The organism is Desulfosporomusa polytropa (assembly GCF_055380075.1).
In genome coordinates this window covers 1,762,436-1,788,608 of record NZ_AP042400.1, presented here as the reverse complement: position 1 = coordinate 1,788,608, position 26,173 = coordinate 1,762,436, and the positions used below count along the sequence as shown (strand labels likewise).

The 26,173-nt window shown below is 43.8% G+C and carries 25 protein-coding genes; 19 read left to right on the top strand and 6 right to left on the bottom strand.

Annotated elements, in window-relative coordinates; translation table 11 throughout:
* Positions 1–109: 109 nt before the first annotated feature.
* From asnS to ACZ449_RS10205, 3 genes are all read left to right on the top strand, one after another.
* Positions 110–1,402 carry an asparagine--tRNA ligase gene (gene asnS, locus ACZ449_RS10215; protein ID WP_464260920.1) on the top strand — a complete coding sequence of 431 codons (1,293 nt, stop codon included), beginning with the start codon at positions 110–112 and terminating at the stop codon, positions 1,400–1,402.
* Between the two features lie 28 nt (positions 1,403–1,430).
* On the top strand, positions 1,431–2,681 hold the full coding sequence (locus tag ACZ449_RS10210) for a pyridoxal phosphate-dependent aminotransferase (protein WP_464260919.1): 1,251 nt from the start codon (positions 1,431–1,433) through the stop codon (positions 2,679–2,681).
* A gap of 139 nt (positions 2,682–2,820) precedes the next feature.
* Positions 2,821–2,997, top strand: a complete 177-nt coding sequence (locus ACZ449_RS10205; protein WP_464260918.1) for a hypothetical protein — start codon at positions 2,821–2,823, stop codon at positions 2,995–2,997.
* A gap of 86 nt (positions 2,998–3,083) precedes the next feature.
* Here the strand turns inward: ACZ449_RS10205 and ACZ449_RS10200 are convergent, their stop codons facing one another.
* Positions 3,084–4,019 (bottom strand): substrate-binding domain-containing protein, encoded by a 936-nt coding sequence (locus ACZ449_RS10200; protein ID WP_464260917.1) that lies wholly within the window; start codon positions 4,017–4,019, stop codon positions 3,084–3,086.
* Positions 4,020–4,174: 155 nt separating this feature from the next.
* Here ACZ449_RS10200 and modA point away from each other — a divergent pair, with 155 nt between their 5' ends.
* The 4 genes from modA (at position 4,175) to ACZ449_RS10180 (ending at position 8,228) form a co-directional block, all read left to right on the top strand.
* On the top strand, positions 4,175–4,987 hold the full coding sequence (gene modA, locus ACZ449_RS10195; RefSeq protein ID WP_464260916.1) for a molybdate ABC transporter substrate-binding protein: 813 nt from the start codon (positions 4,175–4,177) through the stop codon (positions 4,985–4,987).
* Positions 4,988–5,018: 31 nt separating this feature from the next.
* Complete coding sequence (modB, locus tag ACZ449_RS10190; protein WP_464261853.1) at positions 5,019–5,702, top strand: molybdate ABC transporter permease subunit; 684 nt, start codon at positions 5,019–5,021, stop codon at positions 5,700–5,702.
* Positions 5,703–6,392 carry an ATP-binding cassette domain-containing protein gene (locus tag ACZ449_RS10185; protein ID WP_464260915.1) on the top strand — a complete coding sequence of 230 codons (690 nt, stop codon included), beginning with the start codon at positions 5,703–5,705 and terminating at the stop codon, positions 6,390–6,392. It abuts the gene before it with no gap.
* A gap of 174 nt (positions 6,393–6,566) precedes the next feature.
* Positions 6,567–8,228: a uridine kinase family protein gene (locus tag ACZ449_RS10180; protein WP_464260914.1), complete on the top strand. Its 1,662-nt coding sequence runs from the start codon at positions 6,567–6,569 to the stop codon at positions 8,226–8,228.
* Positions 8,229–8,291: 63 nt separating this feature from the next.
* On the opposite strand, the gene ACZ449_RS10175 is transcribed toward ACZ449_RS10180, so the two are convergent.
* Entirely contained in the window at positions 8,292–9,641 is a 1,350-nt protein-coding gene (locus ACZ449_RS10175; RefSeq protein WP_464260913.1) for a pyruvate carboxylase subunit B, read from the bottom strand.
* Between the two features lie 135 nt (positions 9,642–9,776).
* Positions 9,777–11,171 carry a [Fe-Fe] hydrogenase large subunit C-terminal domain-containing protein gene (locus ACZ449_RS10170; protein ID WP_464260912.1) on the bottom strand — a complete coding sequence of 465 codons (1,395 nt, stop codon included), beginning with the start codon at positions 11,169–11,171 and terminating at the stop codon, positions 9,777–9,779.
* A gap of 151 nt (positions 11,172–11,322) precedes the next feature.
* On the opposite strand from ACZ449_RS10170, the gene ACZ449_RS10165 reads away from it, so the two are divergent.
* A complete protein-coding gene (locus tag ACZ449_RS10165; RefSeq protein ID WP_464260911.1) occupies positions 11,323–11,556 on the top strand; it encodes a hypothetical protein in 234 nt (77 codons plus the stop codon).
* 57 nt (positions 11,557–11,613) lie between these two features.
* Positions 11,614–12,000, top strand: a complete 387-nt coding sequence (locus ACZ449_RS10160) for a DUF1540 domain-containing protein (RefSeq protein WP_464260910.1) — start codon at positions 11,614–11,616, stop codon at positions 11,998–12,000.
* 45 nt (positions 12,001–12,045) lie between these two features.
* Here the strand turns inward: ACZ449_RS10160 and ACZ449_RS10155 are convergent, their stop codons facing one another.
* Positions 12,046–12,255, bottom strand: a complete 210-nt coding sequence (locus ACZ449_RS10155; protein ID WP_464260909.1) for a DUF896 domain-containing protein — start codon at positions 12,253–12,255, stop codon at positions 12,046–12,048.
* 133 nt (positions 12,256–12,388) lie between these two features.
* On the opposite strand from ACZ449_RS10155, the gene ACZ449_RS10150 reads away from it, so the two are divergent.
* The 4 genes from ACZ449_RS10150 (at position 12,389) to ACZ449_RS10135 (ending at position 15,937) form a co-directional block, all read left to right on the top strand.
* On the top strand, positions 12,389–13,147 hold the full coding sequence (locus ACZ449_RS10150; protein WP_464260908.1) for a flavin reductase: 759 nt from the start codon (positions 12,389–12,391) through the stop codon (positions 13,145–13,147).
* A 57-nt stretch (positions 13,148–13,204) separates the two neighbouring features.
* Entirely contained in the window at positions 13,205–14,125 is a 921-nt protein-coding gene (locus ACZ449_RS10145) for an NAD(P)/FAD-dependent oxidoreductase (RefSeq protein WP_464260907.1), read from the top strand.
* A 146-nt stretch (positions 14,126–14,271) separates the two neighbouring features.
* Positions 14,272–14,541 carry an ACT domain-containing protein gene (locus ACZ449_RS10140; RefSeq protein WP_021170211.1) on the top strand — a complete coding sequence of 90 codons (270 nt, stop codon included), beginning with the start codon at positions 14,272–14,274 and terminating at the stop codon, positions 14,539–14,541.
* A gap of 37 nt (positions 14,542–14,578) precedes the next feature.
* Entirely contained in the window at positions 14,579–15,937 is a 1,359-nt protein-coding gene (locus tag ACZ449_RS10135) for a DUF711 family protein (protein ID WP_464260906.1), read from the top strand.
* A 129-nt stretch (positions 15,938–16,066) separates the two neighbouring features.
* On the opposite strand, the gene ACZ449_RS10130 is transcribed toward ACZ449_RS10135, so the two are convergent.
* Positions 16,067–16,381 (bottom strand): hypothetical protein, encoded by a 315-nt coding sequence (locus ACZ449_RS10130; protein ID WP_464260905.1) that lies wholly within the window; start codon positions 16,379–16,381, stop codon positions 16,067–16,069.
* A 124-nt stretch (positions 16,382–16,505) separates the two neighbouring features.
* Between ACZ449_RS10130 and ACZ449_RS10125 the strand changes: the two genes are divergently transcribed.
* From ACZ449_RS10125 to ACZ449_RS10115, 3 genes are all read left to right on the top strand, one after another.
* On the top strand, positions 16,506–17,684 hold the full coding sequence (locus ACZ449_RS10125) for a DEAD/DEAH box helicase (protein ID WP_464260904.1): 1,179 nt from the start codon (positions 16,506–16,508) through the stop codon (positions 17,682–17,684).
* A 130-nt stretch (positions 17,685–17,814) separates the two neighbouring features.
* On the top strand, positions 17,815–18,198 hold the full coding sequence (locus ACZ449_RS10120) for a rhodanese-like domain-containing protein (protein ID WP_464261852.1): 384 nt from the start codon (positions 17,815–17,817) through the stop codon (positions 18,196–18,198).
* On the top strand, positions 18,195–20,207 hold the full coding sequence (locus ACZ449_RS10115) for a DNA topoisomerase III (protein WP_464260903.1): 2,013 nt from the start codon (positions 18,195–18,197) through the stop codon (positions 20,205–20,207). The genes ACZ449_RS10120 and ACZ449_RS10115 overlap by 4 nt, the downstream gene beginning before the upstream one ends.
* On the opposite strand, the gene ACZ449_RS10110 is transcribed toward ACZ449_RS10115, so the two are convergent.
* Complete coding sequence (locus tag ACZ449_RS10110) at positions 20,208–21,524, bottom strand: DEAD/DEAH box helicase (RefSeq protein ID WP_464261851.1); 1,317 nt, start codon at positions 21,522–21,524, stop codon at positions 20,208–20,210. It abuts the gene before it with no gap.
* A gap of 183 nt (positions 21,525–21,707) precedes the next feature.
* Between ACZ449_RS10110 and ACZ449_RS10105 the strand changes: the two genes are divergently transcribed.
* Genes ACZ449_RS10105 through recQ form a run of 3 tightly spaced genes read left to right on the top strand, consistent with a single transcriptional unit; the run spans position 21,708 to position 26,173 of the window.
* On the top strand, positions 21,708–23,612 hold the full coding sequence (locus ACZ449_RS10105) for an ABC-F family ATP-binding cassette domain-containing protein (RefSeq protein WP_464260902.1): 1,905 nt from the start codon (positions 21,708–21,710) through the stop codon (positions 23,610–23,612).
* A gap of 26 nt (positions 23,613–23,638) precedes the next feature.
* Positions 23,639–23,974 (top strand): arsenate reductase family protein, encoded by a 336-nt coding sequence (locus ACZ449_RS10100; RefSeq protein WP_464260901.1) that lies wholly within the window; start codon positions 23,639–23,641, stop codon positions 23,972–23,974.
* Positions 23,975–24,007: 33 nt separating this feature from the next.
* Entirely contained in the window at positions 24,008–26,173 is a 2,166-nt protein-coding gene (recQ, locus tag ACZ449_RS10095; protein WP_464260900.1) for a DNA helicase RecQ, read from the top strand.

Here is a 26,173-nt window from a genome sequence, read left to right as displayed (position 1 = left end):
AGGGAAAATAATGATATATACAGAATAAGTACATAATAGCCATATCACTCTATCAATTTCTAGCACATAAACTATAGCTACACTAGCGTATTAGAAAGGAGGACTTTGGGTGGAAATAGCACTTATAAAAAACTTATCTTGCCATGTTGGCAAGCAAGTGACGATACAAGGCTGGATTTATAATCAGCGCTCTTCCGGAAAAATAACTTTTCTCATTATCCGGGATGGCTCAGGGTTGATGCAAGGGGTAGTGGTTAAACAAGAAGTAGGCGAAGCCTTATTTGCTGAGGCCAAGAAGCTAACTCAGGAAAGTGCTGTTAAAGTAACAGGCTTGGTGCGTGAGGAGCCACGATCAGTTGGTGGCTGCGAAATGCAAATTACAGCATTAGAGGTTGTTAGTGTTGCTGAAGATTATCCCATCACCCATAAAGAGCATGGTGTTGATTTTCTGGCTGAACGCCGTCATCTCTGGATTCGCACGCCGCGCCAGGCGGCTGTGCTGCGCATCCGTTCTGAGATTGAACATGCGCTTAGAAACTTTTTTTATGAGCGTGATTTTGTTTTAGCCGATGCACCAATTATTACACCAGCAGCTTGTGAGGGTACAACCAACTTATTTGAGCTTGACTATCATGGTGAAAAGGGATATTTATCCCAAAGTGGCCAGTTATATAACGAAGCTAATGCTATGGCTTTAGGACGCATATACTGTTTTGGTCCTACCTTCCGGGCCGAGAAATCTAAGACCCGTAGGCACTTGCTGGAATTTTGGATGATTGAAGCCGAAATGGCCTATTTTGCTCTTGATGATACTATGAAGCTTCAAGAGGAAATGATAAGCTACGTTATTCAGCGTGTTCTGGAGAAATGCCCCAATGATCTTAAAACGCTGGAACGGGATGTTGAAAAGCTGAAAGCTATTAAGCTGCCGTTTCCGCGTATTAGCTATACAGAGGCTGTTGAAATATTGAAACAAGCAGGTGAAGACTTTGCATGGGGCGATGATTTTGGCGCGCCCCATGAAACTATTATTTCCAGCCACTTTAATGCACCGGTATTTGTTCACCGTTATCCAACTGCAATCAAAGCTTTTTATATGAAACCTGATCCAGATAATCCCAAGGTAGTCTTAGGTGCCGATCTGCTGGCTCCTGAAGGCTATGGCGAGATTATCGGTGGTGGCCAGCGTATTGATGACTTGGCATTGTTACAGCAGCGACTTGCTGAGCATAAGTTACCACAAGAAGCTTTTGAGTGGTATATTGATTTAAGACGGTTTGGTACAGTACCGCATTCCGGTTTTGGCTTGGGCCTTGAACGGACTGTTGCCTGGTTATGCGGTCTTGAGCACATACGCGAAACTATTCCATTTCCACGTATGCTGCATAAAATGTATCCTTGAATTTAAGCGAAACAGGGGGAGATTAAGTATGACATTAAGTCTTGCAGCAACACACGCAAAGGGTAAATTTGCTACTGACAAAATCTTTGGAGCGGCAGGTGCAGCCAATAAGGATGCTGCCCAATTTGGAAAAGATAAGGTTGTCAACGCTACTATTGGCGCAATTTTGGATGACAAGGAAACGCTTGTATGCTTGCCTACTGTTGAAAAGGTGTATCGCAACCTACCGATTAATGAAGTCATTAACTACGCACCTATTTCTGGTTTACCAGAGTTCTTGGAAGCTGCTACAGCGTTATCTTTTGGTGATAACCGGCCTGAAGCTTACACTAGTGCAATCGCTACTTCTGGCGGTTCAGGGGTAATCCATCATACGATCGCGAATTATACTGAGATTGGTGATACACTGCTAACCTCTGACTGGTACTGGGGACCATATAAGGTGTTGTGCCAAGACGCCCTTCGCAAGTTGGATACCTATACTTTATTTGATGAAAAACAGAACTTCAATATTAAATCATTTGAAAGCAAGGTCAATGAACTTTTAACTAAACAAAATAATTTGGTAACTATAATTAATACTCCGGCCCATAATCCTACCGGTTATAGCTTAAGCGACAGCGACTGGGACAAAGTGCTGGAGGTTCTTAAAACTGCAGCTAAAGACCAATCTAAACGAGTGATTCTGCTGGTAGACATTGCATACATTGATTATGCAGGCGAGAAGAATGCTTGTCGCAGCTTTATGAAGAAATTTGGTAATCTTCCGGAGAATGTACTTATCATCCTGGGCTTCAGTATGTCCAAAGGCCATACCATGTATGGACAGCGTACTGGTGCTATGATTGGTATTTCCCAAAGCAAAGATGTTGTACAGGAATTTGCCGACATTAACCAGTTTACCAGTCGGGCTACCTGGTCTAATATCAACCGTGCTTGTATGCGGCTTTTAGCGACCATCTATAACGATAAAAACATACTGGCACAAGTGGAAAAAGAACGTAATGAATACTACAACCTTATCCGTGACCGTGCGAACATCTTTGTTAGTGAGGCCAAAGCGGCTAATCTTCAAATGTTGCCATACATTGCAGGGTTCTTCCTATCCGTCCCGGCTAAAGATCCTGATGCTGTGTGCAATATGCTGCATGAAGACCATATCTTTGCTGTACCACTTGCTAAAGGTATTCGTATTGCTGTATGTGCGGTGCCGTCATTTAAAATTAAGGGTATGGCTGCTAAGATGGCTCAGGCCATGGCTGTTGTGGATAAAAAGTAATTTTAATCAAGTAAGAAAGCGAGATGGCTCCATCTCGCTTTTCATTTTCTGTCATTTCGAATACTTCATAAAATTAAATTTTACCATTGTTTGATCACTAAGGTGCGGGAAATACTATTTTAAAAGGAGGTCGATGCTCATGAATTACTTTCACCGCAACTTATTTGATGACACTACACTTGAATTTCCTCGCATTGGTTTTTGGCTTGTGCATGTTTTGGGAGGAATGTTCCTTATTTTAATCGGCATGCGGATGGCGGTAAGAAGAGCGCCAATCCCGTTAATTGCTTACCGACTATTCAAGATGTTACGGTAAGAATATAAAGTGGATATAAAACTGGAGAAAATTTTATGCGGGCATCTTTTCCCGGTATGAAGGGGAGAAAGATGCCCGCAATTTTTCTAGCTATTTCCCATAAGTTGACCAGTCTTGGATAGATCATAACCGCCCATGCCGCCCACTTCATTACGAAATATATCAGAACGAATAACATTTAACAAAGCTTCGAAATGTGGCTTTTCGGCATCTTCCTTGCGGAAAACAATGTCATAACGCTCTTTTTTTTGAAAAATAAAATCAATATCACTTACTTGCAGGGCGGCTTTCTCAATGCCGATACCTACATCGGCTTCGCCTCTGGCAACACAACTTGCGACTGCCAAATGGCTCATTTCTTCGCGGGAGTAGCCCTTGATCTGACGATAATCAGTGTCAAGAACGTGAAGCATTTCGTCGAGTAACACCCTTGCACCAGAGCCTCGTTCCCGGTTGATAAGTGTTATGTCAGGCCGGGTTAAGTCCTGCCAAGTGCTAATATTTTTGGGATTGCCTTTAGCAACATAGAAACCAGTGTTACGATAGGCAAGGTTGTAGACCAGCGTTCGATGGCCTGGTAAAAACCGGCGTATATAAGGAGTATTGTATGTGTCGGTATCGCTATCCCATAAATGGGCAGTAGCGACATTAGCAGTCCCGCGGTAAAGAGCTAACAAGCCATCAATGCTGCCTGCGTAATTACGCAAACAGCGGATGTTGGGAAGAATTTTTTCAAGGTGCCGTGTCAGAATATCAAGCATAATATCTTGCCCGCAGATGATTAAACTGTCTGGTTCAGCAGCGGGGACATCTATTGATGGTTGTGCAGAGGTTTGCTTGGTAAGGTTATTTTTCTTTGATCTTTGGATATAGACTTCTAAATCTGGTGCTTCAACGCGGACTTTGCGGCCAATGTGATAGGCTGCAAGATCACCGCGCTTAATCATTTCGTAAACAGTGAAGCGGGATATTTTCAGGATTTTGGCGACCTCGGTGGGGGTGTAGGACGTTGTGTCATTCATAGTATGCACCTCTATAAAAAAGTTGTAATAAATTATTGGCAAGCTCTTGCCAATATCATACAACAAATATTATAATAACACCATAGAGATTATGTTTGTTTTTGTTAGTTTATATTTGCTTGGTTAAGCTTATATTAAAAAAGGGGGAAGAAAATATGAAAAAGATGAACACCAGAGTATTTGTTATTTTGGCCCTGTTAGTAGCTGCTGTTTTTAGTTTGGTTGGTTGCAGTGGCGAAAAGAAAGCTCCGCCAGCGGCGCAGCAAGCGCAGACGGTAGAAATTAATGTCTCGGCTGCGGTGAGTCTAAAGGATGCACTTGCAGAAATTCAAAAGGATTATCAGGCGAAAAACCCCAATATTAAACTTGTCTATAATCTTGGGGCTTCTGGCGCTTTGCAGAAACAAATCGAGCAGGGTGCACCTGCAGATATTTTTATTTCGGCCGCTCCTAAGCAGATGAACGAACTGGAAGCTAAAAACCTAATAAACAAAGGTACCCGTAAAAACTTGGTCGAGAATAAGTTAGTTGTAGTTGTACCCAAGGAAACAAAACTGAACATAACCAAATATGAAGACTTAACTCAGGATTCTGTGCAAAAAATTGCGCTTGGCGAGACCGCCACGGTGCCTGCCGGGCAATATGCGGAGCAGGTGTTACAGAAACTCGGACTTTGGGATAAACTAAAAGAGCGAGCCGTATATGCCAAAGATGTACGCACTGTGTTGGCATATACAGAAACAGGTAATGTCGAGGCTGGGATTGTGTATAAAACCGATGCTATTTCCAGTGACAAAGTAAAAATTGCTGCTGTTGCTCCAGAAGGCAGTCATCAGCCTATCGTTTATCCAATTGCCTTGACCACCGGTACCAAACAGCAAAAAGCTGCCGAAGCTTTTGTTGAGTATCTCTTTAGTGCCGACAGCAAAGCTATATTTGAAAAACATGGCTTTGTCATGGGGAAATAGGTGTTAAACCAATAAAGCAGGTGATATCGTGATGGAATGGCAGCCAGTCTTACTATCGCTCAAGGTTGCACTTATCTCACTAATTTTTGTATTTATCTTTGGCGTTGCTGCCGCTTATAGCATGCGAAGCTTTGAATTTCCTGGCAAGAGTGCTCTGGAGGCGTTATTTGCATTACCATTAGTATTACCGCCTGTCGTAACTGGTTTTGTATTGCTGGTTTTAATTGGAAAGCAAGGGCCGATAGGGCAGTTTTTGTCGGAAAATTTACATACTCAAATTATTTTTACGCCTTATGCGGCGGTGCTCGCTGCTACGGTAGTTGCATTTCCGTTAATGTATCATAGTGCCAAAGCAGCTTTCGAAGGGGTAGACAGTAACCTTGAGGATGCCGCTAGAACGCTAGGATCTGGCTCTTGGCGAGTTTTTTGGACAATAACCATGCCGTTATCCTGGTCAGGTTTGGTAGCAGGTTTGGTATTGTCCTTTGCCCGGGCACTAGGGGAGTTTGGCGCCACTATTATGGTGGCCGGTAATATCCCTGGTAAGACACAAACGATTCCACTAGCTATCTATTTCGCGGCAGAAGCGAATGATTTAACATTGGCTGGTGCTTATGTCCTAATGATCAGTGGCATAACCTTTTTCCTCATTTTTGGGCTTAATATTTGGTCTAAAAAACGCTGCGGGAAATCATCAGTAAAAGGAGTGTTCTAGATGCTGCAAGTAATGATGAAGAAAAAATTAGCAGATTTTACGATAGACATTCAGTTTACTGTTGAAAATAATATTTTGGTTTTGTTGGGCCCTTCGGGGGCAGGTAAGACAACTATTTTGCGTGCAATTGCTGGTCTTTTACGGCCAGATACAGGAACCATTATTCATAATGAACGCGTTTTGTTTTCTTCCACAGCAAGAACATTTGTGCCACCGCAATTTCGGCATGTGGGATATATGTTTCAGGAATTTGCCTTGTTCCCCCATATGGATGTAAGAAAAAACATATGGTATGGTGTTAAACAAAATGATAATAAGGCAAAAGAGCTCTATGAGAGATTGCTGGGGCTATTGCATATTGAACATCTGACAACGCGGTTTATTAATAGGTTATCAGGAGGCGAGAAGCAGCGTGTGGCTCTTGCGCGCGCATTGATGGCAGAGCCGGCTATTTTATTGCTGGATGAGCCTTTATCGGCTCTTGATAGTGATACCCGGCTGGAATTGCAGGCAGAATTAAAGAAGATTCAAGGAATCTGGAAGATTCCATTTGTTCTTGTAACCCATGATATTGCAGAAGCAAAAGCGTTAGGCGATCAATTCCTTTTTTTAGAGAAAGGCAGACAAGTAGCCAGACCTGCTTTTCGTCCAAGTGAGTTTTGTCAGTGCCAAAGTATTGAGTTAGCATGAACTTTATGAAATCATGAACTAGGCGTATATTCGAATCCTTATCCGCAAGGATTCGAATATACGCCTTTGTTATCGTTCACCGTAGAAAGAATGTATATAGCAGGAAATTAGGGGAATATCGTTGAAGTAATTAATATAGTGGTAAAGAAAGTACACTGATGGGGGGCCTTTTGGGTGTCAGAGCAAATTTGCATTACATTTTCTAATGGCCGTACTGGTGAGTATGCCAAAGGCGTCACGCTGCTGGAACTTAGTCGGGATGCTGCACACAGGTACACAACACCGGTCGTGGCTGCTAAAGTGAACAATGAAATTAAAGATTTGCAAATTGTGTTAGAACAGGATAGTATGATAGACTTTATCGATCTTCGTACCAGTACCGGGATGAAGGTTTATCAGCGTAGTATGACGCTGGTTATGATTGCTGCTGCGCAGGAATTGTTTCCAGGTTGTGAGGTAACAGTCGAACATTCTTTGAGCAAAGGCTTATACTGTGAGCTGCATCATGGACGGGATGTAACACCTGAGGATATTGCTCAACTTGAAAAGCAGATGAGGCAAATTATTGTTGAAGATCGTCCGATTGTCCGTAAAACACTGCTTAAAACTGAGGCAATAGAACTATTTAAGGCAGCTGGACGCAAAGAGAAGGTCAGTCTGCTAGAACAGCTTGATAGAGAAAAGGTGAATATTTACTATTGTGGACAAATTTATGACTATTTATATGGGACAATGACGCCATCTACCGGCTATTTGAAGGTGTTTGAGCTCAAAAATTATCCTCCGGGAATTATTTTGCGGCTACCCGAGAAAGAAAATCCTGATAAATTGTCCCCGTTTAATGAGAATCCCAAATTATTTAAGGTATTCAAAGAAGCTGCGGAGTGGGGCAATATTTTGCGATGCGGATATGTCGCTACCCTTAATGAGTGCACGAAAACGGGGAAGATTCATGATATTATCCGGGTAGCTGAAGCATTGCATGAGAAAAAACTTGCCCAGATGGCCGATTTTGTAGCTTCCCATCGTAATGAGGTGCGAGTAATATTAGTGGCAGGACCGTCCTCCTCTGGCAAAACAACCTTTGCTCAACGGCTTAATATTCAGTTGCGGGTTAACGGTGTGTGGCCTGTACCTATTTCCTTGGATGATTATTTTGTCGATCGAGAGAAGACGCCGCTTGATGAAAACGGGGATTTTGATTTTGAGGCTATTGAAGCTATTGACTTGGAATTATTTAACTCCCATTTGGCCCGGATTTTAGCCGGCGAAGAAGTGGAGATGCCGACCTTCAACTTTAAGACCGGTAAGCGGGAGTACCGGGGACACCAGATTAAAGTGGATAAAGGTCAGCCGCTAATTATCGAAGGTATTCATGGCTTAAATGAACGCTTAACAAGCGCTGTTCCCCGCCACTGTAAAATAAAGATATATATCAGTGCGTTAACGCAATTATCCATTGACAGTCATAACCGTATCCCGACAACCGATGCCCGTCTTATTCGTAGAATTGTTCGTGACAGTGAATTTCGCTCACATGACGCGCTGATGACGCTTAATATGTGGAATTCGGTGCGCCGTGGTGAGGAACGTAATATTTTTCCTTTTCAGGAACAAGCTGATCTTATGTTTAATTCAGCTCTTATTTATGAGCTGGCGGTACTTAAAAAATATGCTGAGCCTCTGTTGCAAAAGATTACCAGCCAAGAACCGGAGTATTCTGAAGCCCGGAGGTTGCTGAATTTTCTGGAGTACTTTGATTCGGTGGAAGATGATGAAATTCCACATAATTCTATACTGCGCGAGTTTATCGGTAAATCTTGTTTTGAAAAATAGTAAAATGGAAAAGACCCTGTCCGTACATTTTTTGAACGGCAGGGTCTTTTTCTATGAGCATTATTATCTGTTGGTTTCAAAGAATTTAAGTGCTACATCAGGGAAAACGGCATAAGACAGTACATCTTCGGTGGAAGCATTCGGGTAGCCTTTTTCAGCTAATTCCTGGCGAAGAGCAGTCATTTGCGGCTGAATGTCATCGGCCGGGCGGTGGGTAATAAGCTCATCATCACCAATAAGCGAGCGTAAAAATTCAGGATCAATGGGGGCCGGGGTGCGGCCATATTTGCCACGGGCCAGGTCTTTGACTTCTCGCGGCACAACCTTATAGCGACCTAGCATAACGTTAAAAGCGGCCATCGAACCAACAATTTGGCTTGTCGGCGTAACCAGCGGTGGATACCCTAACTCGGCCCGTACTTTAGGCATTTCTTCGATGAGTTCAGGGAATTTATCAGCCATGCCTTGTTCTTTCATCTGGTTCAAGAGATTAGACAGCATGCCGCCGGGGATTTGGAAGGATAACACCTTGGTGTCAATTTCAATATTTGTGTTAAGATGGAAGGTTTCAGCAAGTTGTTTTTTTATACCTCTAAAATGGTCAGCAATCGGGTAAAGCTTTTCTTTGCTTAGACCGGTATCGCGCTCATTGCCCTCTAATGTGGCAATCATGGCTTCAGTAGCCGGTTGGGAGGAGGCAAGGGCAAATGGTGACAGTGCACAGTCAATAATGTCAACACCGGCCTCAATAGCTTTTAAATATGTCATGGAAGCCATGCCACTGGTATAGTGAGTGTGAAGTTGAATTGGCACATTAATTTCTGCTTTAAGAGTCTTGATGAGCTCATACGCTTTGTAGGGAGCGAGTAAACCGGCCATATCCTTGATACAGATAGAATCAGTGCCTATGCTAACAAGGTCTTTAGCTACCTTGAGGAAAGACTCATTATTATGATAAGGGCTGATAGTGTAGACAAGAGCGCCTTGTACGTGCGCACCAGCTGCTTTGGCAGCTCGCATAGAAACTTCCATATTGCGGACATCATTAAGTGCATCAAAAATGCGAATTACGCCTACACCATTGGCAACAGCACGATTAACAAACTCGCGCACAACATCGTCGGCATAGTGATTATAGCCAAGCACATTTTGGCCGCGTAAAAGCATTTGAATGGGGGTTTTTTTCAAATACTTTTTAAGCGTACGTAGACGCTCCCATGGATCTTCATTTAAGAAGCGGAGACAGCTGTCAAAGGTAGCGCCGCCCCAAGCCTCAATCGAGAAATAGCCAATTTCGTCAAGCTGCTCCAAAACAGGCAGCATGTCTGAAGTGCGCATCCGTGTAGCCGTCAATGACTGATGCCCGTCGCGCAGGACAGTTTCTGTTATTTTTACAGGATTACTTGTAGTCATGCAAATCCCCCTTATTTTATTAAAATACATGGTAATGAATGCGTGAATACTTAAATTTTAGTCGGTTATTAACATTTTTACCAGTGTTATTTCAAAAAAAATATTGTATACATGACACAAAAGTCACAAAATGACTTATTTTTGGGGGTTAGAGCCGAGTTTTCGGGCAAGAATGGAGGACATTTTACCGGTGCCAGTCATTGTAGGCATACCATTATAATGACCAAGCTTGGTCAGAATAGAGTATATCTGGGGATTTTCGACTGGGGTATGGGCAGGTGCCGCATTGCCATAGTCATTTACATGTTTGGTTCCTTCTTCAGGGGGAAGAAGCCGTCCTGGTCCGCCTACGCAACCACCTTTACAAGCCATACCTTCAATAAAGTTGAATTCTCGTTTACCTGCTCTGATTTCTTCCAATAGTTTTGTGCAGTCAGGAATACCGTCCACCTTAATTGGTTTAAACATTTCGGCCCGGCGGGGAATTAATTTCTCCAGCGTAGTGTCTACCGCGGCGCTGACGCCGCCTGTACGGGCATAGATTCGACCACCCCAGGAGGCTAATGGATTTTCTTCATCTGGCTCTTCTTCCAGATTGATAGCTGCTGCTTCAAAGATGGTTTTAAGCTCCTGAAAGGTCAAAACAAAGTCGATAGCGCCTTTGAGCTCAGGTAATTGTGCCTCAGACTTTTTAGCAACACAAGGTCCAATGAAAACTACTTTAGCATCAGGCTCAAGCTCTTTAATTACCCGTCCTGAAGCGACCATTGGCGATACCGAGGGTGATATGTTGCCCATTAAATCAGGAAATTTATTTTCGATTAGTTTAATCCAGATAGGGCAGCAGCAACTGGTAATCAAAAAGTCATGTTCGTCTTTGACGTGTTCATCATACTCAAAGGCTTCTTTTATGGTAATAAGGTCAGCATATAATGCTGTTTCTACCATCTCATGAAAGCCTAATTTTAATAAAGCACTGCGCAGTTTACCTGCGGTTACTTCAGCACCAAACTGACCGGCAAAAGCGGGAGCCACTGAGGCATACACTTTATGCGTGTTTTGACGAAGTAGATTAATGAGTGGGACAAATTGGGATTTGTCGGCCAAGGCGCCAAATTCACAAGCACTAATACAATAACCGTCATTCGCACATTTGGTTCTGTCAATAGAGGGTCGTCCCAGTTCGTCGCGGGTAATAGCGCCAAGCGGGCAGGCTTTTTCACAGGTGGAACCTTGACAATTTTCGCAAGCTTCTGGATTAGCAATAACCACAGGCTCGCTGCCCATACCCATGAGCGCCTCTTCATCATATTCATTGATGACTTCTTCAGAATTAGTAGGCTCCAATCCCATTGCAATACGAATCTGATTGGCAACAAGGCGGCGGGTAGCTTTATCTTCAAATTCTCGCTGTAATAAATGGCATATTTCTTCTTTACGTTCGAACAATTCTCCTTCCCAGGCAGCTTTGGCAACTTGGTATAGAATTCTTGGACGAATATTAAGGTCAGGAGGGTTATTGGGGGACATATGTATCACCTATCCAATATAATTATTTTTTGTTGCTATATATTTTGACGTTATATATTAATAGTGTGTGTAATTCTTTACAGGTAGTATTCATAAATCATAATCGGCAGGCACAAACTAACCAAGATTTTAATGCAATGAGGTGGAACAGATGGAAAAAGTTTGTCCGCTGTGTAATGTCTTGCAGCTAATTACAGAAAAGTGTCCCCAATGTGGTGCCTCGCTGGTTGATGTTGGTGCTGTCAGCGCATATATAGGACCTTACAGTCCGTATATGGATACGCAAGATTTACCTTTTCAATCAGAAAACTATTGTTTACACCTACTATACTGTCCGGTGTGTCAATATGATACTAGGTCAGCCGTAGCATTTGTGACAATGTAATGAGCATAAAAGATGAAAAACAGATTAATACTATAAAAAAATAAAGGAGTGAACTATATGTCAAATCCTATGGTTAAATGTAGTGTTGATCAATGTACCCACTATATGCCTGGCGAGCAGTGTATGGCCGCAAAAATTAGTGTCTATAATGATGAAGGCAAAGGAGTTTCAGGTAAGCCACAGGATACCTTGTGCAAGGCTTTTCATCACCGGAAAACAATGGGTGACATGGTTGGAGCTTTCCATAATGCCAATATTGGTGGTACTATGTCTGCCGCCTTTATGGAAGGTACACAAATCACGCCAGCTGTAGAATGTTTTGTTAATAACTGTAAGTTCTGGGATAATGGCAATTATTGCAACGCCGAACACATTCATGTAGCCGGCCCTAATGCTTCCAAAACAGCAGATACGGACTGTGAAACTTTTCAAGATATAAAATAATATTTTAATAGATAACGCCGGAGGCAATAGCTCCGGCGTTATCTATTAATGCTGTTTATGACAGCCACAATTACAGTTTTCATCATGATCGACAATTTCGATACAGTCAAGCTGCGCTTTTACCTGTGTTCTTATATTGTCAAGATAACGGCGGCGAAGCTCAGCTTGTTCAGAGCGTTCGTTGTCAGTAAGACCTGTTTCACGGCTTTTTTTGGCCAAAGCATTTATTCTGGCGAGTAGCTCAGGCGTTATCATAGTTTATTTCCCCACTTTCTTGAATTGCTTTAAAAAAATACTAACAAATTATTGACAAATACGCAAGATGGAATGAAAATAACAAGCAAAGGATAATTATTTTCGCAATTTTTAGATAGGGGTGGAAAAACCAATGAATAAATGGCGTTGTAATGTGTGCGGATACATACATGAGGGGAAAGAGCCGCCAACTGAATGCCCGGTATGTGGCGTTGGTCAGATGGAATTTACTATCTACACAGACAAGGCTGAGTCAAAGCAGACAGGTAAGCGCTGGAAATGTACAGTATGTGATTATATTCATACCGGAGATACACCGCCTGATAAGTGTCCCCTCTGCGGCGTTGGCGCTGAACAATTTGTTTTATTGCTAGATGAAGTTATAGAACTGACAGCAGAGGCTGTGCAGACGGCAGGACTTGATACGACTAACGCGGCTGTAGATAAAATAAGCTACGGCCTATATGTTGTTACTTCTATTAAAAATAATAATAGTAATGGGCAATGCTGTAATACTCTGTTTCAATTAACAAGCAGTCCTTTGCGTGTATCAATATGTCTTAATAAAAATAATCTCACGCATGAGTATCTTATGGATAGCGGTGTATTTGCAGTATCGATACTAGCCACCAGTCAAGTGGAAGCCGTCCGGAGGTTTGGCTATCAATCGGGACGTACTACAGATAAATTTGCGGGTGTGGAGTATGTTTCCGGGAAAAATGGCTGTGCTATTTTAAAAAATTGTCTTGCATATATTGAAGCAAGTATATTGCCGGACAAAACGCTGGATGTTGGTACTCATACGCTGTTTGTCGCCGATGTCACTGCCGGGAGAATGGTAGCAAACCAGGAAGCTCTCACATATAATTTTTATAGGAACAATAAACGGTGACTATACATTATATAGTCCTCACTAATACAGTTAAATACTAGTGTGAGGGTGATAGCTTTGTATGATTTGATTATTATTGGTGGAGGCCCCGCTGGCATGACAGCAGCCGTGTACACGGCGCGTAAAAGATTGAAGGCAATCATGCTGACTAAAGAATTTGGCGGTCAGCCGATGTGGACTATGGACATTGAGAATTATATGGGTTATCAATTTATTTCCGGGCCCGAGCTTATGGAAAAATTTGATGAGCAGGTAAGACAGTTTCCTATCGAAATAAAATATGAGGAGGTTACTAGTTTAGCTCATAATACAGATGGAACCTTTAGCGTAATAAGTGATGGCGGCGAGTATCAGGCTCAAGCCGTTATTATTGCTTCAGGCAAACGGCCACGTTGCTTGGAAGTGCCAGGGGAGGCGGAATTTACCGGCAGAGGCGTCAGTTATTGTGCTACCTGTGATGGGCCGCTGTTTGCGGATAAAAATGTAGCTATTATTGGCGGCGGCAATTCGGCCTTACAAGCGGCTATCGAAGTCAGTGGTGTGGCTGCCAAGGTTTATCTTATATCCTTAACTGACTATACTGCCGAGCCTATTGTTATTGAAAAGCTCAAAGAACTTGCGCAGCCGGTTATTGAATTCATCGGTTATACGACAACTGAAGTCAAGGGAGCGCAGGCAGTAGAAACGCTGATTATCATCAACAATGAAACAAAAGAACAAACTGAGTTAGCTGTACAAGGGGTTTTTGTCGAAATTGGTTTATTGCCTAACTCGGAATTCTGTAAGGGAATACTTACTTTTAATAAATACCGGGAAGTGGTTACCGACTGTCGTACCCGTACCCATATTCCGGGTTTGTTTGCTGCTGGTGATGTGACCAACGGTCCTGATAAGCAGATTGTCATCGCAGCCGGCGACGGCGCTAAGGCCGCGATGGTAGCATACGAATATTTGCTACACAAACGCGGTGCTAGATGAAAATTTTATAAGTAAAGTACGAACAATTTGATACCTGTCATGGGCGACAGGTGTTTTTTCTGTACATATACTTGGCTTTTTCCTAAAAATGAGTATAATATTATCATACCATTAAGTAGATAATACAAAATTTGGAGTGTGATACTATGAAAACTGTCATAACAATTGTTGGACAAGATAGGGTCGGTATTATTGCCATGATCAGTAACATTTTAGCAGAGAATAATATTAATATTCTTAATATTAACCAGAATATCCTGGAAGGCTTCTTTAACATGGTCATGCTGGTTAATATGTCGCAAGCTATTATCAGTCTGAAGGATTTAGGCCAACTGCTAGGCGAAAAGGGCACTGCCATGGGCCTTGATATTAAAGTGCAGCATGAGGATATATTCAATGTAATGCACCGCGTATAACCACGCTACTCAGTCTTAAGCTTGGAGGAATATACACATGTTCACAATGAAGGACGTCAATGAAACCAACCGTATGATTGAAGAAAATAAGCTTGATATCCGGACAATCACTATGGGGATCAGTCTGCGTGATTGCGGGCACCCGGATACTAAAATATTTTGTCAGAATATCTATGACAAGATTACCCGTACTGCTGAGAAATTAGTTAAAACAGGGGAAGATATCGAAGCTGAATACGGCATACCGATTATTAACAAACGTATTTCGGTAACGCCGATTGCGATTGCTGCCGAAAGCTGCCATACAGATAGCTATGTTGCAGTGGCACAGGCACTGGATGCTGCGGCCAAGGAAGTGGGAGTAAACTTTATTGGCGGTTTCACGGCGCTTGTTCAAAAAGGCTATACCAACGGGGACCGCATACTGATTAGCTCTATTCCCGAGGCGTTGGCGGTAACAGAACGGGTATGTTCATCAGTCAATTTGGCCTCAACCAAAGCTGGTATTAATATGGACTGTGTCCGGGAAATGGGCGAGATTATCAAGCTTACCGCTGAACGGACCAAAGACCGGGATGCACTCGGTTGTGCTAAACTGGTGGTATTTGCTAACGTGCCTGAGGACAACCCCTTTATGGCTGGCGCTTTCCACGGAGTTGGTGAGCCTGAGGTTACTATCCATGTAGGCGTAAGTGGCCCTGGTGTTGTTAAACGGGCACTGGAAGATGTACGCGGACGGGATTTTAGCACTGTGGCCGAAACGATAAAACGCACGGCATTTAAAATTACCCGTGTTGGTCAATTGGTGGCCCAGGAAGCCTCACGGCGGCTTGGTTATCCTTTTGGCATTATCGATTTATCGCTGGCGCCGACACCGGCGGTTGGGGACAGCGTAGCGCATATCCTGGAAGAAATGGGCCTGGAAAGTTGTGGTGCCCCAGGTACAACGGCAGCCCTAGCACTTTTAAATGATGCTGTTAAAAAAGGCGGCCTGATGGCTTCTTCCCATGTAGGTGGTCTTAGCGGAGCCTTTATCCCAGTCAGCGAAGACGCTGGCATGATTGCCGCTATCGAGTGTGGCAGCTTGTCTTTGGAGAAATTAGAGGCGATGACCTGTGTATGCTCTGTTGGTCTTGATATGATTGCTATTCCTGGAGATACTTCGGCAGCGACCATATCAGCCATTATTGCCGACGAGGCGGCCATTGGCATGATTAATAACAAGACAACGGCTGTACGGATTATTCCCGTACCAGGCAAAGCTGTCGGAGATACTGTTGAATTCGGTGGATTGTTGGGCTACAGCCCGATTTTGCCTGTCAGCAAGTTTAAATCAGACGATTTTATTGCCCGGGGCGGAAGAATCCCAGCTCCTGTACGCAGCCTGACTAATTAGCGTTAGCGGGAACAATAAGAGGCGAGATTGCCGCGCTGTCGCTCGCAATGACTGGGAACAGGAAGCGCCTGTTGGTCATTACGGACATCGTGAAGCAATCTCGCCTTTTTGGGCCTATTTTATCGTTTACTAAAACCTTTGATTTGTCTCTCGATGATTAATGATGGCTGTCAGTTTAGTTTCAGGAGTTGCTGACTCTGACCAAAGCTTTTCAAACACAGTGGAATTTTTGAAGCTGGCGCTCCAGAGATAGGAATCTTCTGGAGTATAGTAGGCAAAGATGACTTCCTGGTTTGGGTTTTTCGGCATAAGGCCTTCCGCGTCGGTGAGTAAGGCGTAAGCCCCCTCTGGTGTAAGCTCAATACCGAGTACCATTTGTCCATCTTCAAATTCGATTTCTTCAAAGCCTAGTGATTGGTAAAATTTTAAAAGATTGTCACTCATACATGCTCATCTCCTCTGGATTCTTTAATGGTTGTAATCGTTAGAAAAGGGATTACACTAGTTGGTGTTGAATTAGGGCATGATACTAACAGATTTAAGTAGCGGGAGGTCGAATACATACTATATGAAGAAAGATTTTGCACAATTAGGTCTGATAGCACCGCTGGCGCAAGGGCTTACTAAGGCGGGTATCACTGAACCTACAACAATACAGGCTGAAGTTATACCGCCAGCATTGGCCGGCAAAGATATTATCGGCCAATCGCCAACAGGCACAGGGAAAACACTGGCCTATCTTCTACCCATTTTTCAAAAGATTGACACAGCCAAACGTGAGACACAAGCGTTTATTTTGGCACCAACCCATGAATTGGCCATACAGATTCAGCGGCAGATTGAATTGTTGGCAAATAACACAGGTTTGCCGATAACGGCTGCCCCCATCATCGGTGATGTGAATATTATGCGGCAAATTGATAAATTAAAGGAAAAGCCTCATATCATTACTGGTTCGAGTGGGCGTATTCTCGAATTGGTACAGAAAAAAAAGATAAACACCCAGACTGTCAAGACCATTGTGCTTGATGAGGTCGATAGACTGCTTGATGATAACAATACCGACAGTGTTAAAGCTGTCATCAAGACTACGCAAAAGGACAGGCAGCTTTTGGCATTTTCAGCGACTGTTCCACAGGTCGCGCTTGAGCGTGTGCAAGAACTTATGAATAACCCTATTGCAATATTGGCGGCGCAAGATCAGATTGATAATAAGCCAGATATTGAACATATCTATTTTGTAGTTGAGCGGCGGGATAAGTTCGAGCTACTACGCAAAATTGTGCGGGCTATTCCCATCGACAGAGCGCTGGTCTTTATTAATCGCAGTGATGATGTTGAACTAACGGTGGACAAGCTCAATTATAATGGCTTAACTGCAGCTGGTATTCATGGCCGTTTTCTTAAAGAAGATCGCAAAAGAGCAATGGAGGCGTTTCGCAGCGGCAAACTACAATTGTTGATAGCTTCTGATTTGGCAGCCCGGGGGCTTGATATCCCAGGAGTAGATTTTGTAATTAATTTAGACTTACCGGAAGATCCGGCCATCTATTTGCATCGGACGGGACGTACCGGAAGGGCAGGAAAAAGTGGTATTGCTATTTCCATAGTATCACCACGGGAGGCTGCATTAATTGCTCACTACGAAAAACAGCTAAAGATAGAAATGTTGCCAAAACAATTAGACCATGGTAAAATTTTGGCTAAAAAAGCAGGCAATAAGCTAAGCATTAAGGTGAAGCGGTAAAACCTCATCTGAAGCTAAGACTTACTTTATCTGATATTCTACATTTTTCGTACTATTCCTCTTGCACTTATTGGTGGCAGAGTTGCCAATAGCTATGTTAAAATGTCACGAGGAGAAAACAGTGAAAAAGATGAATAAACTAATGTTGATAGTATTGCTGATAGTAATTATGACTATCAGTGCTGGCTGCAATCATGTCAATGCCAGTCAAGGAGGAGTTAGTATGAGTGCTGAGGAAGCACTTTCCTTATGGCAGGCCCAAGAAGCTGTCATTATTGACGTGCGTACTCTAAAGGAATATCAGGAAGGTCACATTCCTGATGCGCCTCTTATCCCGCTCGACCAACTGGAAAGCCGTTTAGATGAAATACCTAAAGAGCAGAAGGTGCTACTTATTTGCCGTAGTGGCAGAAGAAGTGCTCAGGGAACAAGCCTGCTGCGGAGCAAGGGATTTGAACAGGTACTAAATATTGAGGGTGGCATGCTCGCCTGGCGCGGACCGGTGATTAAGTGAAGTTATATATTGCCGAAAAACCCAGCATGGCAGCGGAAATTGCCAAATATTTGCCAGGTCCGGTAAGTCGTAAAGATGGTTATATTACTACTGGCGATGGTGTAATTACTTGGGGTTATGGCCACATTCTGCGTCAGGCCGAACCGGACGAATATGATCCTAAGTACGGAAAATGGCGGGTAGAGGATTTGCCGATTATTCCGCAAAGCTGGAAGCTGTTGGTGGCCGATTCCTGCAAAAAGCAATTTGAAATTGTTAAAAGCTTGATCGACCAGGCAACAGAAATTGTTCACGCCGGTGACCCTGACCGGGAAGGACAGTTACTGATTGATGAAGTATTGGACTATGTTAATAATCAAAAGCCGGTACGCCGGATTTTGTTAAATGCACTTGACGAGCATAGTATAAAAAAAGCCATTGTTAGCCTGCGTGATAACCAGGATTTTCATGACCTGAAGCAGTCAGCTTTAGCCAGATCCCGTGCTGACTGGCTGATTGGAATGAATCTGTCCCGAGCGTACACGCTAGCAGCTCAGCAGGCAGGGCATCGGACAACCTTGCCTGTAGGGCGGGTTAAGACCCCAACTTTGGCCCTTGTTGTTCGTCGAGAGCGAGAAATAGAAGGCTTCAACCAAGTGGAATATTTTACTGTTAAAGCTGATTTCGAGCATGATACCACGGTTTTTACCGCCTATTGGAAACCGCATGAGGAACAACCAGGTCTTGATACGGAAGGCCGGCTGGCTGATAAAACTATTGCCAAAGACTTGCTGGCAAGTCTGAAGTCGGCTAAGGAGCCAGCGACGGTAATTTCCTGCGAAACAACGGAAAAAAAGGAGCAGCAGCGCCTGCCGCTAGCACTTTCAACTCTGCAGGTTATGGCTGGTAAAAAGTTTGGTTATGATCCGCAGGTGGTATTAGATACGGCCCAAAAGCTATATGAGCGCAAGCTGACTACCTACCCGCGTTCTGACTGCGAATTTTTGCCTGAGTCTCAGCACGAAGATGCTGGTGCAATTATTGGCAATTTAGGCCGGATTGCCAATAGCGAACTGGCAGGCTGGGCGGCGAAAGCCGATATCACTATTAACAGTCGTGCCTGGAATGACAAGAAAATCACCGCTCACCATGCCATCATACCTACTGTGGAACGATGCAATTTTGCCAGTTTGAACGAAACCGAAAGAAATATTTACTTCCTTATTGCTCAGACCTATATTGCGCAATTTTATCCGGTGCATGTTTATGACCAGACGCGGGCTGAACTGGAACATGCCGGTGAAACCTTCATTGCCAATGGACGCATTGTTAAGGAATTGGGCTGGAAAGAAATTTATAGCGCCGATACCGAAGAAAAAAAAGAGGATGACAGTACAATGCTGCCATCCATGACAAAAGGCGACCAGCCTTTATTTATTCGGGCTTCAGCTGAGAAAAAATCAACAAAACCACCAGGTCGGTTTACGGCAGCTACGCTGTTGGCTGCCATGAAAGAAATACATAAATATGTAAAAAATCCTGACTTGAAAAAGCAGCTCAAAGATGTGGCCGGCATTGGCACCGAGGCTACCCGCGCTACTATTATTAAAGAACTGATTGACCGCGGCTTTTTGCAGGAAGAAACGAAAAGAAAATATCTTAAACCCACAGAACCGGCGTATTTGCTTGTTGATATCCTGCCGGAAGAAATTACCTACCCTGACTTTACTGCTTTATGGGAGGATATTTTGCATCAAATGGCTGAAGGCAATGCCAGCCTGGATACTTTTCTGCTGCAGCAAACGCGATTTACGGCCAGCCTTTGTACAAAGGCCAAGGGGGCCAATATTCCACTCAAGGGCGAACACCATTGTCCGCGCTGCCGCAAGGGCGTGCTTCAACTCAAAAATGGCAAGCATGGCAAGTTTTGGGGCTGTTCCCGCTATCCGGCCTGCCGGGCTTCATATAATGACAAAGATGATAAACCGGATATGCCGGTACCGCCAGCAAAAAAACAAGGGCAAGGCTAATTACGCCTTGCCCTTGGATATTTTTCGTTTGGCACCATAGGTTTTTGTGCTGGCAACTTTCGGTTTGCGGCGGCTTCTTAAATTATTGCCGCCATGACTGTCTGCTTTTTTATCAGCAGTCTTTTTATCAGTTGCAGGTTTGTCTGCAAATTTTCTAGGCGCAGAAGGGCTTGTTTTTTTAGTGGCCTGTTTAATTACTTTTTGCCCATTGGCCTTATATTTCTCAATCGTTGAACCAATACCTTGTTCAATTAAACGCAAATACATATGTTCACCAGGTACAATGAAGGTGATGGCTGTTCCGGTTTCACCAGCCCGGCCGGTTCGGCCAATGCGGTGGATATAACTTTCCGTGTCATGTGGTATATCATAACTGAATATGTGAGTAACACCTTCAATATCCAGGCCGCGGGCGGCAATATCAGTGGCAACCAAGAGTTGAAGCTTGGCCTCACTAAAGCGTTTCATAACCTGAGCGCGTTTGGCTTGGGACAAGTCGCCATGCAGTTCGTCTACTTTGTAACCACGTTGAATAAGAGCGACATTGAGGGCTTTGGCCCGTTCCTTGGTATGGCAGAAGATAATGGCCAGATAGGGCTGGTATTCGTCAATCATGCTGCAGAGCTTGTCAAGCTTACCGGCTTCAGGTAATTCAATCATAACTTGCTTGATTTCATCTAAGGTTATATTCTGAGTCTGGATGCGGATATCAGCCGGTTTGGTCATATACCGCGCCGCTAACGAACGCACTTTTGGCGGCATGGTGGCCGAAAACAGCAGGGTTTGCCGTTTCGCTGAAGTCAACTGAACAACCTCTTCAACTTCATCTAAAAATCCCATATGGAGCATTTGATCAGCTTCATCTAGTACCAGTTTGGAGACTCCTGAAAGCACTAGCGTCTTGCGGCGTACATGGTCGAGCAAGCGGCCGGGAGTACCGATAACAAGATGTGGTTGGCCACGTAATTTGCGTATTTGTTCATCTACATCTTGACCGCCATATACGGCTAACACGTTAATATTTAGCACATTTGCCAGTTTTACGGCTTCATCCCTGATTTGCATTGTTAATTCCCTAGTAGGGGTGACAATTAAGGCTTGTACATGCGGGGCCGAGTTTCTTATTTTTTCTAAAATAGGCAGTAAAAACGCCAGCGTCTTGCCGGTGCCTGTCTGCGACTGAGCAATGACATCTTTGCCTGCCAGTACCGCCGGAATGGTCTGTATCTGAACCGGGGTAGGCTGGGTAATGCCAGATTGTTTTAAAAATTGAGTCAGCTCAGGGCGAATACCTAAAGCTGAGAAATTAGTTGCCATCATTAAAACACCTTTCTTTTTCTATGAATATCTGTAAATTCAGTTTGCGCAAGCTAAACTAAGGGTATACGGTATGGATAAAAATCTAATATACTACTATTTTCCATGAAAGTAAAGAGTATTTCTTCAATAAATCGGATATTTGTGTTAAAATGAAGAAAAATGGATGAAAAGGACTAGAACATGAACTTACTATCTCTAGAAAATGTAACAAAAAGTTACGGCGAGAAAATCTTATTTAGGCAGGTTACCTTTGGCGTTGACGAAAGCGATAAAATTGGTTTGATTGGCGTCAATGGCACAGGTAAATCAACCTTTTTGAAGGTTATTGCCGGCGTGGATACAGCCGATTCTGGTAAAATAACGACAGGTAATAGCGTACAAATCGAATATTTACCGCAAAATCCCGAATTTGATGCTAACGCTACTGTGCTGGAACAGGTTTTCAAAGGCCATTCGCCAGTGATGCAGGTGTTAAGAGAATACGAACAGGTTTTACTGCAAGCACAGCAGCATCCAACGGATGAGGCGTGTCAAAAGCGGCTCATTATATTGACCCAACAAATGGACGCACAAAATGCCTGGCAATTGGAAAGTGATGCTAAAATAATTCTTACTAAACTTGGAATTGTTGATTTTTTGGCGATTATCAGCACCTTATCCGGTGGACAACGCAAACGAATCGCGTTAGCAAGTGCGCTTATTAACCCTGCTGACCTCTTAATCCTTGATGAACCTACTAACCATATTGATAATCAGACGGTAGCGTGGTTGGAACAATACCTGGCAAAACGCAAGGGTGCACTGCTGATGATTACTCATGACAGATACTTTCTGGACAGAGTGACAAACCGTATCATCGAACTGGATAAAGGTAACCTGTATACTTATATTGGGAATTACAGCCAGTTTCTAGAGTCCAAGGCTGAACGGGAAGAGCAACAGGAAGCCAGTGAATGTAAACGCCAGAATATCCTAAGAAATGAGCTGGCCTGGATACGGCGAGGTGCACAAGCCCGCAGTACCAAGCAAAAAGCTAGAATTGAGCGGTTTGAGGAGCTCAGTGCTCAGACACCTGAAGCAGCAAGCGGCCAATTGGATATTGCTGTGGGTGCCAGTCGGCTGGGCCGAAAAATTATTGAACTAGAGCATGTTACCCGAGCGTTTGATGGAAAAATGCTAATTCAGGATTTTAATTATATTGTACTCAAAAATGACCGAGTAGGCATTATCGGTCCAAATGGCAGCGGAAAATCGACTTTGCTCAACTTGATTACCGGGAAGCTGACTGCTGACAGCGGACAGGTTGCGGTTGGTCAGACTGTGAAAATCGGTTATTTTTCTCAGGAAAGCAGTGAAATGAACCAAGATTTGCGGGTTATTGAATATATTAAAGAAGAAGCTCATTTTTTACCGACTGCTGATGGCGGTACGATTAGTGCCGGACAGCTTTTAGAACGCTTTCTTTTTCCGCCTAGCTTGCAATGGACACCGATTGCCAAGCTGTCAGGCGGGGAAAAGCGCCGTTTGTTTTTGCTCAGGATTCTCATGAGTGCTCCCAATGTTCTCTTATTAGACGAACCCACCAATGATTTGGATGTACAGACCTTAGGCATTTTGGAAGACTACCTTGAAGACTTCCCCGGTGCAGTCATTGTAGTGTCGCATGACAGGTATTTTCTTGACAGGCTTGTTGAAAAACTATTTGTTTTTGAGGGAGACGGCAAAATTACGCAATATCCTGGCAATTACTCTGATTATCAGAACAAAGTCAGTGTGCAGGAAACAGAAACTGTTGACAAAAGTAAAGGTGTAGCAGATAAGAAACCAACAGTGCAGGATAAGCCAAAAGAACGGCCTCGTAAGCTGTCTTTTAAAGAGCAGCGGGAATATGACCAGATTGAAGAGGTAATCGCTAGCGTTGAACAGGAGCTTGCCCAGGTTGCGGCAGCCATTAATACTGCAGGCAGCGACTTTACCCTGCTGCAAGAACTTACTAATAGGCAGCAGCAGTTGGAAAGTAGGCTTGATGAATTGCTTGACCGCTGGACCTATCTTAATGAATTGGTGGCAGAATTTAGTAATTAAGGATCAAAGGAGCTAGTCTATAGGCTATGAACATACAGATAGTGGGTACGAAAAAATGCCAGGATACAAAAAAAGCCGAAAGATATTTTAAAGAACGCAAGATAGCGTTTCAGTTTATTGATTTAACGATCCGGGGCTTAAGCAAGGGCGAACTGGATAAAGTTCGGGCGGCAGTTGGCGGGCTGGAAAATCTGATTGATAAAACAGGTAAGGAATATGCTAAACGCAATTTAAAATACCTGGTCCATAACGTGGAAGAGGTACTGCTAGAGCATCCGCTGCTATTGCGGACGCCGATAGTACGCAATGGCGCCAAGTCCACAGTGGGGTATTGTCCAGAAGTATGGGGTAGTTGGAGTTAAGAGCTAGCAATTTAGAAATTGGAGATAGATATAATGTTGACAAAGGCGCGGGAAATATTAAAAAAATATTATGGTTATGACGAATTCCGGCCAGGACAGGCTAAGGTCATTGGTAGTCTGCTTGGCGGCAAGGATACAGTAGCCATTATGCCGACAGGGGCAGGTAAATCGTTGTGTTTTCAGATTCCGGCGATGCTGTTGCCTGGTGTTACCATCGTGGTTTCACCGCTTATTTCGCTCATGAAGGATCAGGTGGACGCGCTAGCTGGGCAGGGGATACCGGCTACTTTTATTAATAGTTCCCTTACAGGCCAAGAAGCTGGTCGGCGGCTGCAACATATGCGCGCCGGTCATTACAAACTAGTCTATGTGGCACCTGAACGCCTGATAGCCGATTGGTTTCAGGCGGTGGTGGGCGAACTTAAAATAAGCATGTTGGCTGTTGATGAAGCCCATTGTGTTTCGCAATGGGGTCATGATTTTCGTCCAAGCTATCGAAATGTGGGTACGTTTATTGCTAGTTTGCCTGAACGGCCAGTTATTGGCGCGTTTACTGCCACTGCTACTCCTGAGGTTAAGAATGATATTGAGAACCTGCTTGCATTGCAGTGGCCGCAAGTCCATATAACTGGCTTTGATCGTCCTAATCTCTCATTTTCTGTCCTACGCGGCGAAAACAAGCAGCAGTTTGTTTTAAAATATATTAAGACAAATGCTAATCAAGCCGGTATTATTTATGCGGCTACCCGCAAAGAAGTGGACAGTCTTTATGAATTACTTAGAAAAAAGGGATGTGCTGCCGGGCGGTATCATGCCGGGTTAAGTGATCAAGAACGTATGTCCCAGCAGGAACAATTCCTGTATGATGACATTCGGGTTATGGTGGCTACCAACGCCTTCGGCATGGGGATTGATAAATCCAATGTGCGGTATGTGGTGCATTATAATATGCCCAAGAATATGGAGTCTTACTATCAAGAGGCGGGCCGCAGCGGCCGGGATGGTGCACCAGGAGAATGTATCTTGTTGTTTGGGCCACAAGATCCCCTGTTGCAGCGTTTTTTGATTGATAAATCTGTTGAGCATCCGGAGCGCAAACAGCATGAACTTAAGAAATTGCAGGAGATGGTGGATTATTGTCACACTCCTGACTGCTTGCGGCAATATATATTAAATTATTTTGGTGAACCGGCAACAAACTCAGGTTGTGGCAATTGTGGTAACTGCATGGCTGATGGCGAACAGGTGGATATCACGATAGATGCACAGAAGGTTTTTTCCTGCATCTATCGTATGAAGGAGCGGTTCGGTATTACAGTTATTGCTGATGTGCTAAAAGGCTCAAAAAATAAAAAAGTCCAGCAACTGGGCTTTGACCAGTTGCCGACCTATGGTTTGATGGCGCAGCGTACTGTGCAGGATATTAAAACCATGGTGCAGCGATTGCTTGCCACCGGATATTTGCGCTTGACTGAGAGTGAATATCCAGTAGTAAAATTAGCACCAGAAGCATTTTCTGTGCTACGCAGTGAGGCTAGAGTCTGGCAAAAAGTATTTACTGAACGACAGCCTGTTCAGGATGATTCTCTGTTTGAACTGCTGCGCCAGTGTCGTAAACGCATTTCTGAGCGGGAAAATATACCGCCCTTTGTTGTGTTTGCTGACACGACTTTGCGGGAGATGAGCCAGCAGCGACCAACCGAACTTACTGTTATGCGCCAAATCAAGGGGGTCGGCGAGCTTAAGCTGCAAAAATATGGCGGCGAGTTTCTGGAGGTTATCACTACCTATTTAGCAGAAAACCCAGCTGCAGCAAGCAGCACAGATATGGCTGCCGTTCCAGCACCGACTAAAAAGACGGCAGGTAAAAAGAGCAGCAGCAAAGCCGATTCTGAGCCTAGTCATGTACTAACCTTAACTATGTACCGGCAAGGCATTACCCTGGAAGATATTGCTGCGACACGTGAATTAACGGTTAACACGGTGCAAAATCATCTGGTACGTTGTGCGCAGGAGGGGCATGCTATTGATTGGGACCGGCTTATCCCCAGCCAGTATGAAGAGCTTATTATTACAACGATAAAACAAATTGGCGCAGGCCAATTACGGCCACTCAAAGAGGCCTTGCCTGATGCTGTAAGCTATGCCGCTATTAAGGCAGTATTATGTAAGCATTTTGGCGAGACAGGCAAAGCGTAG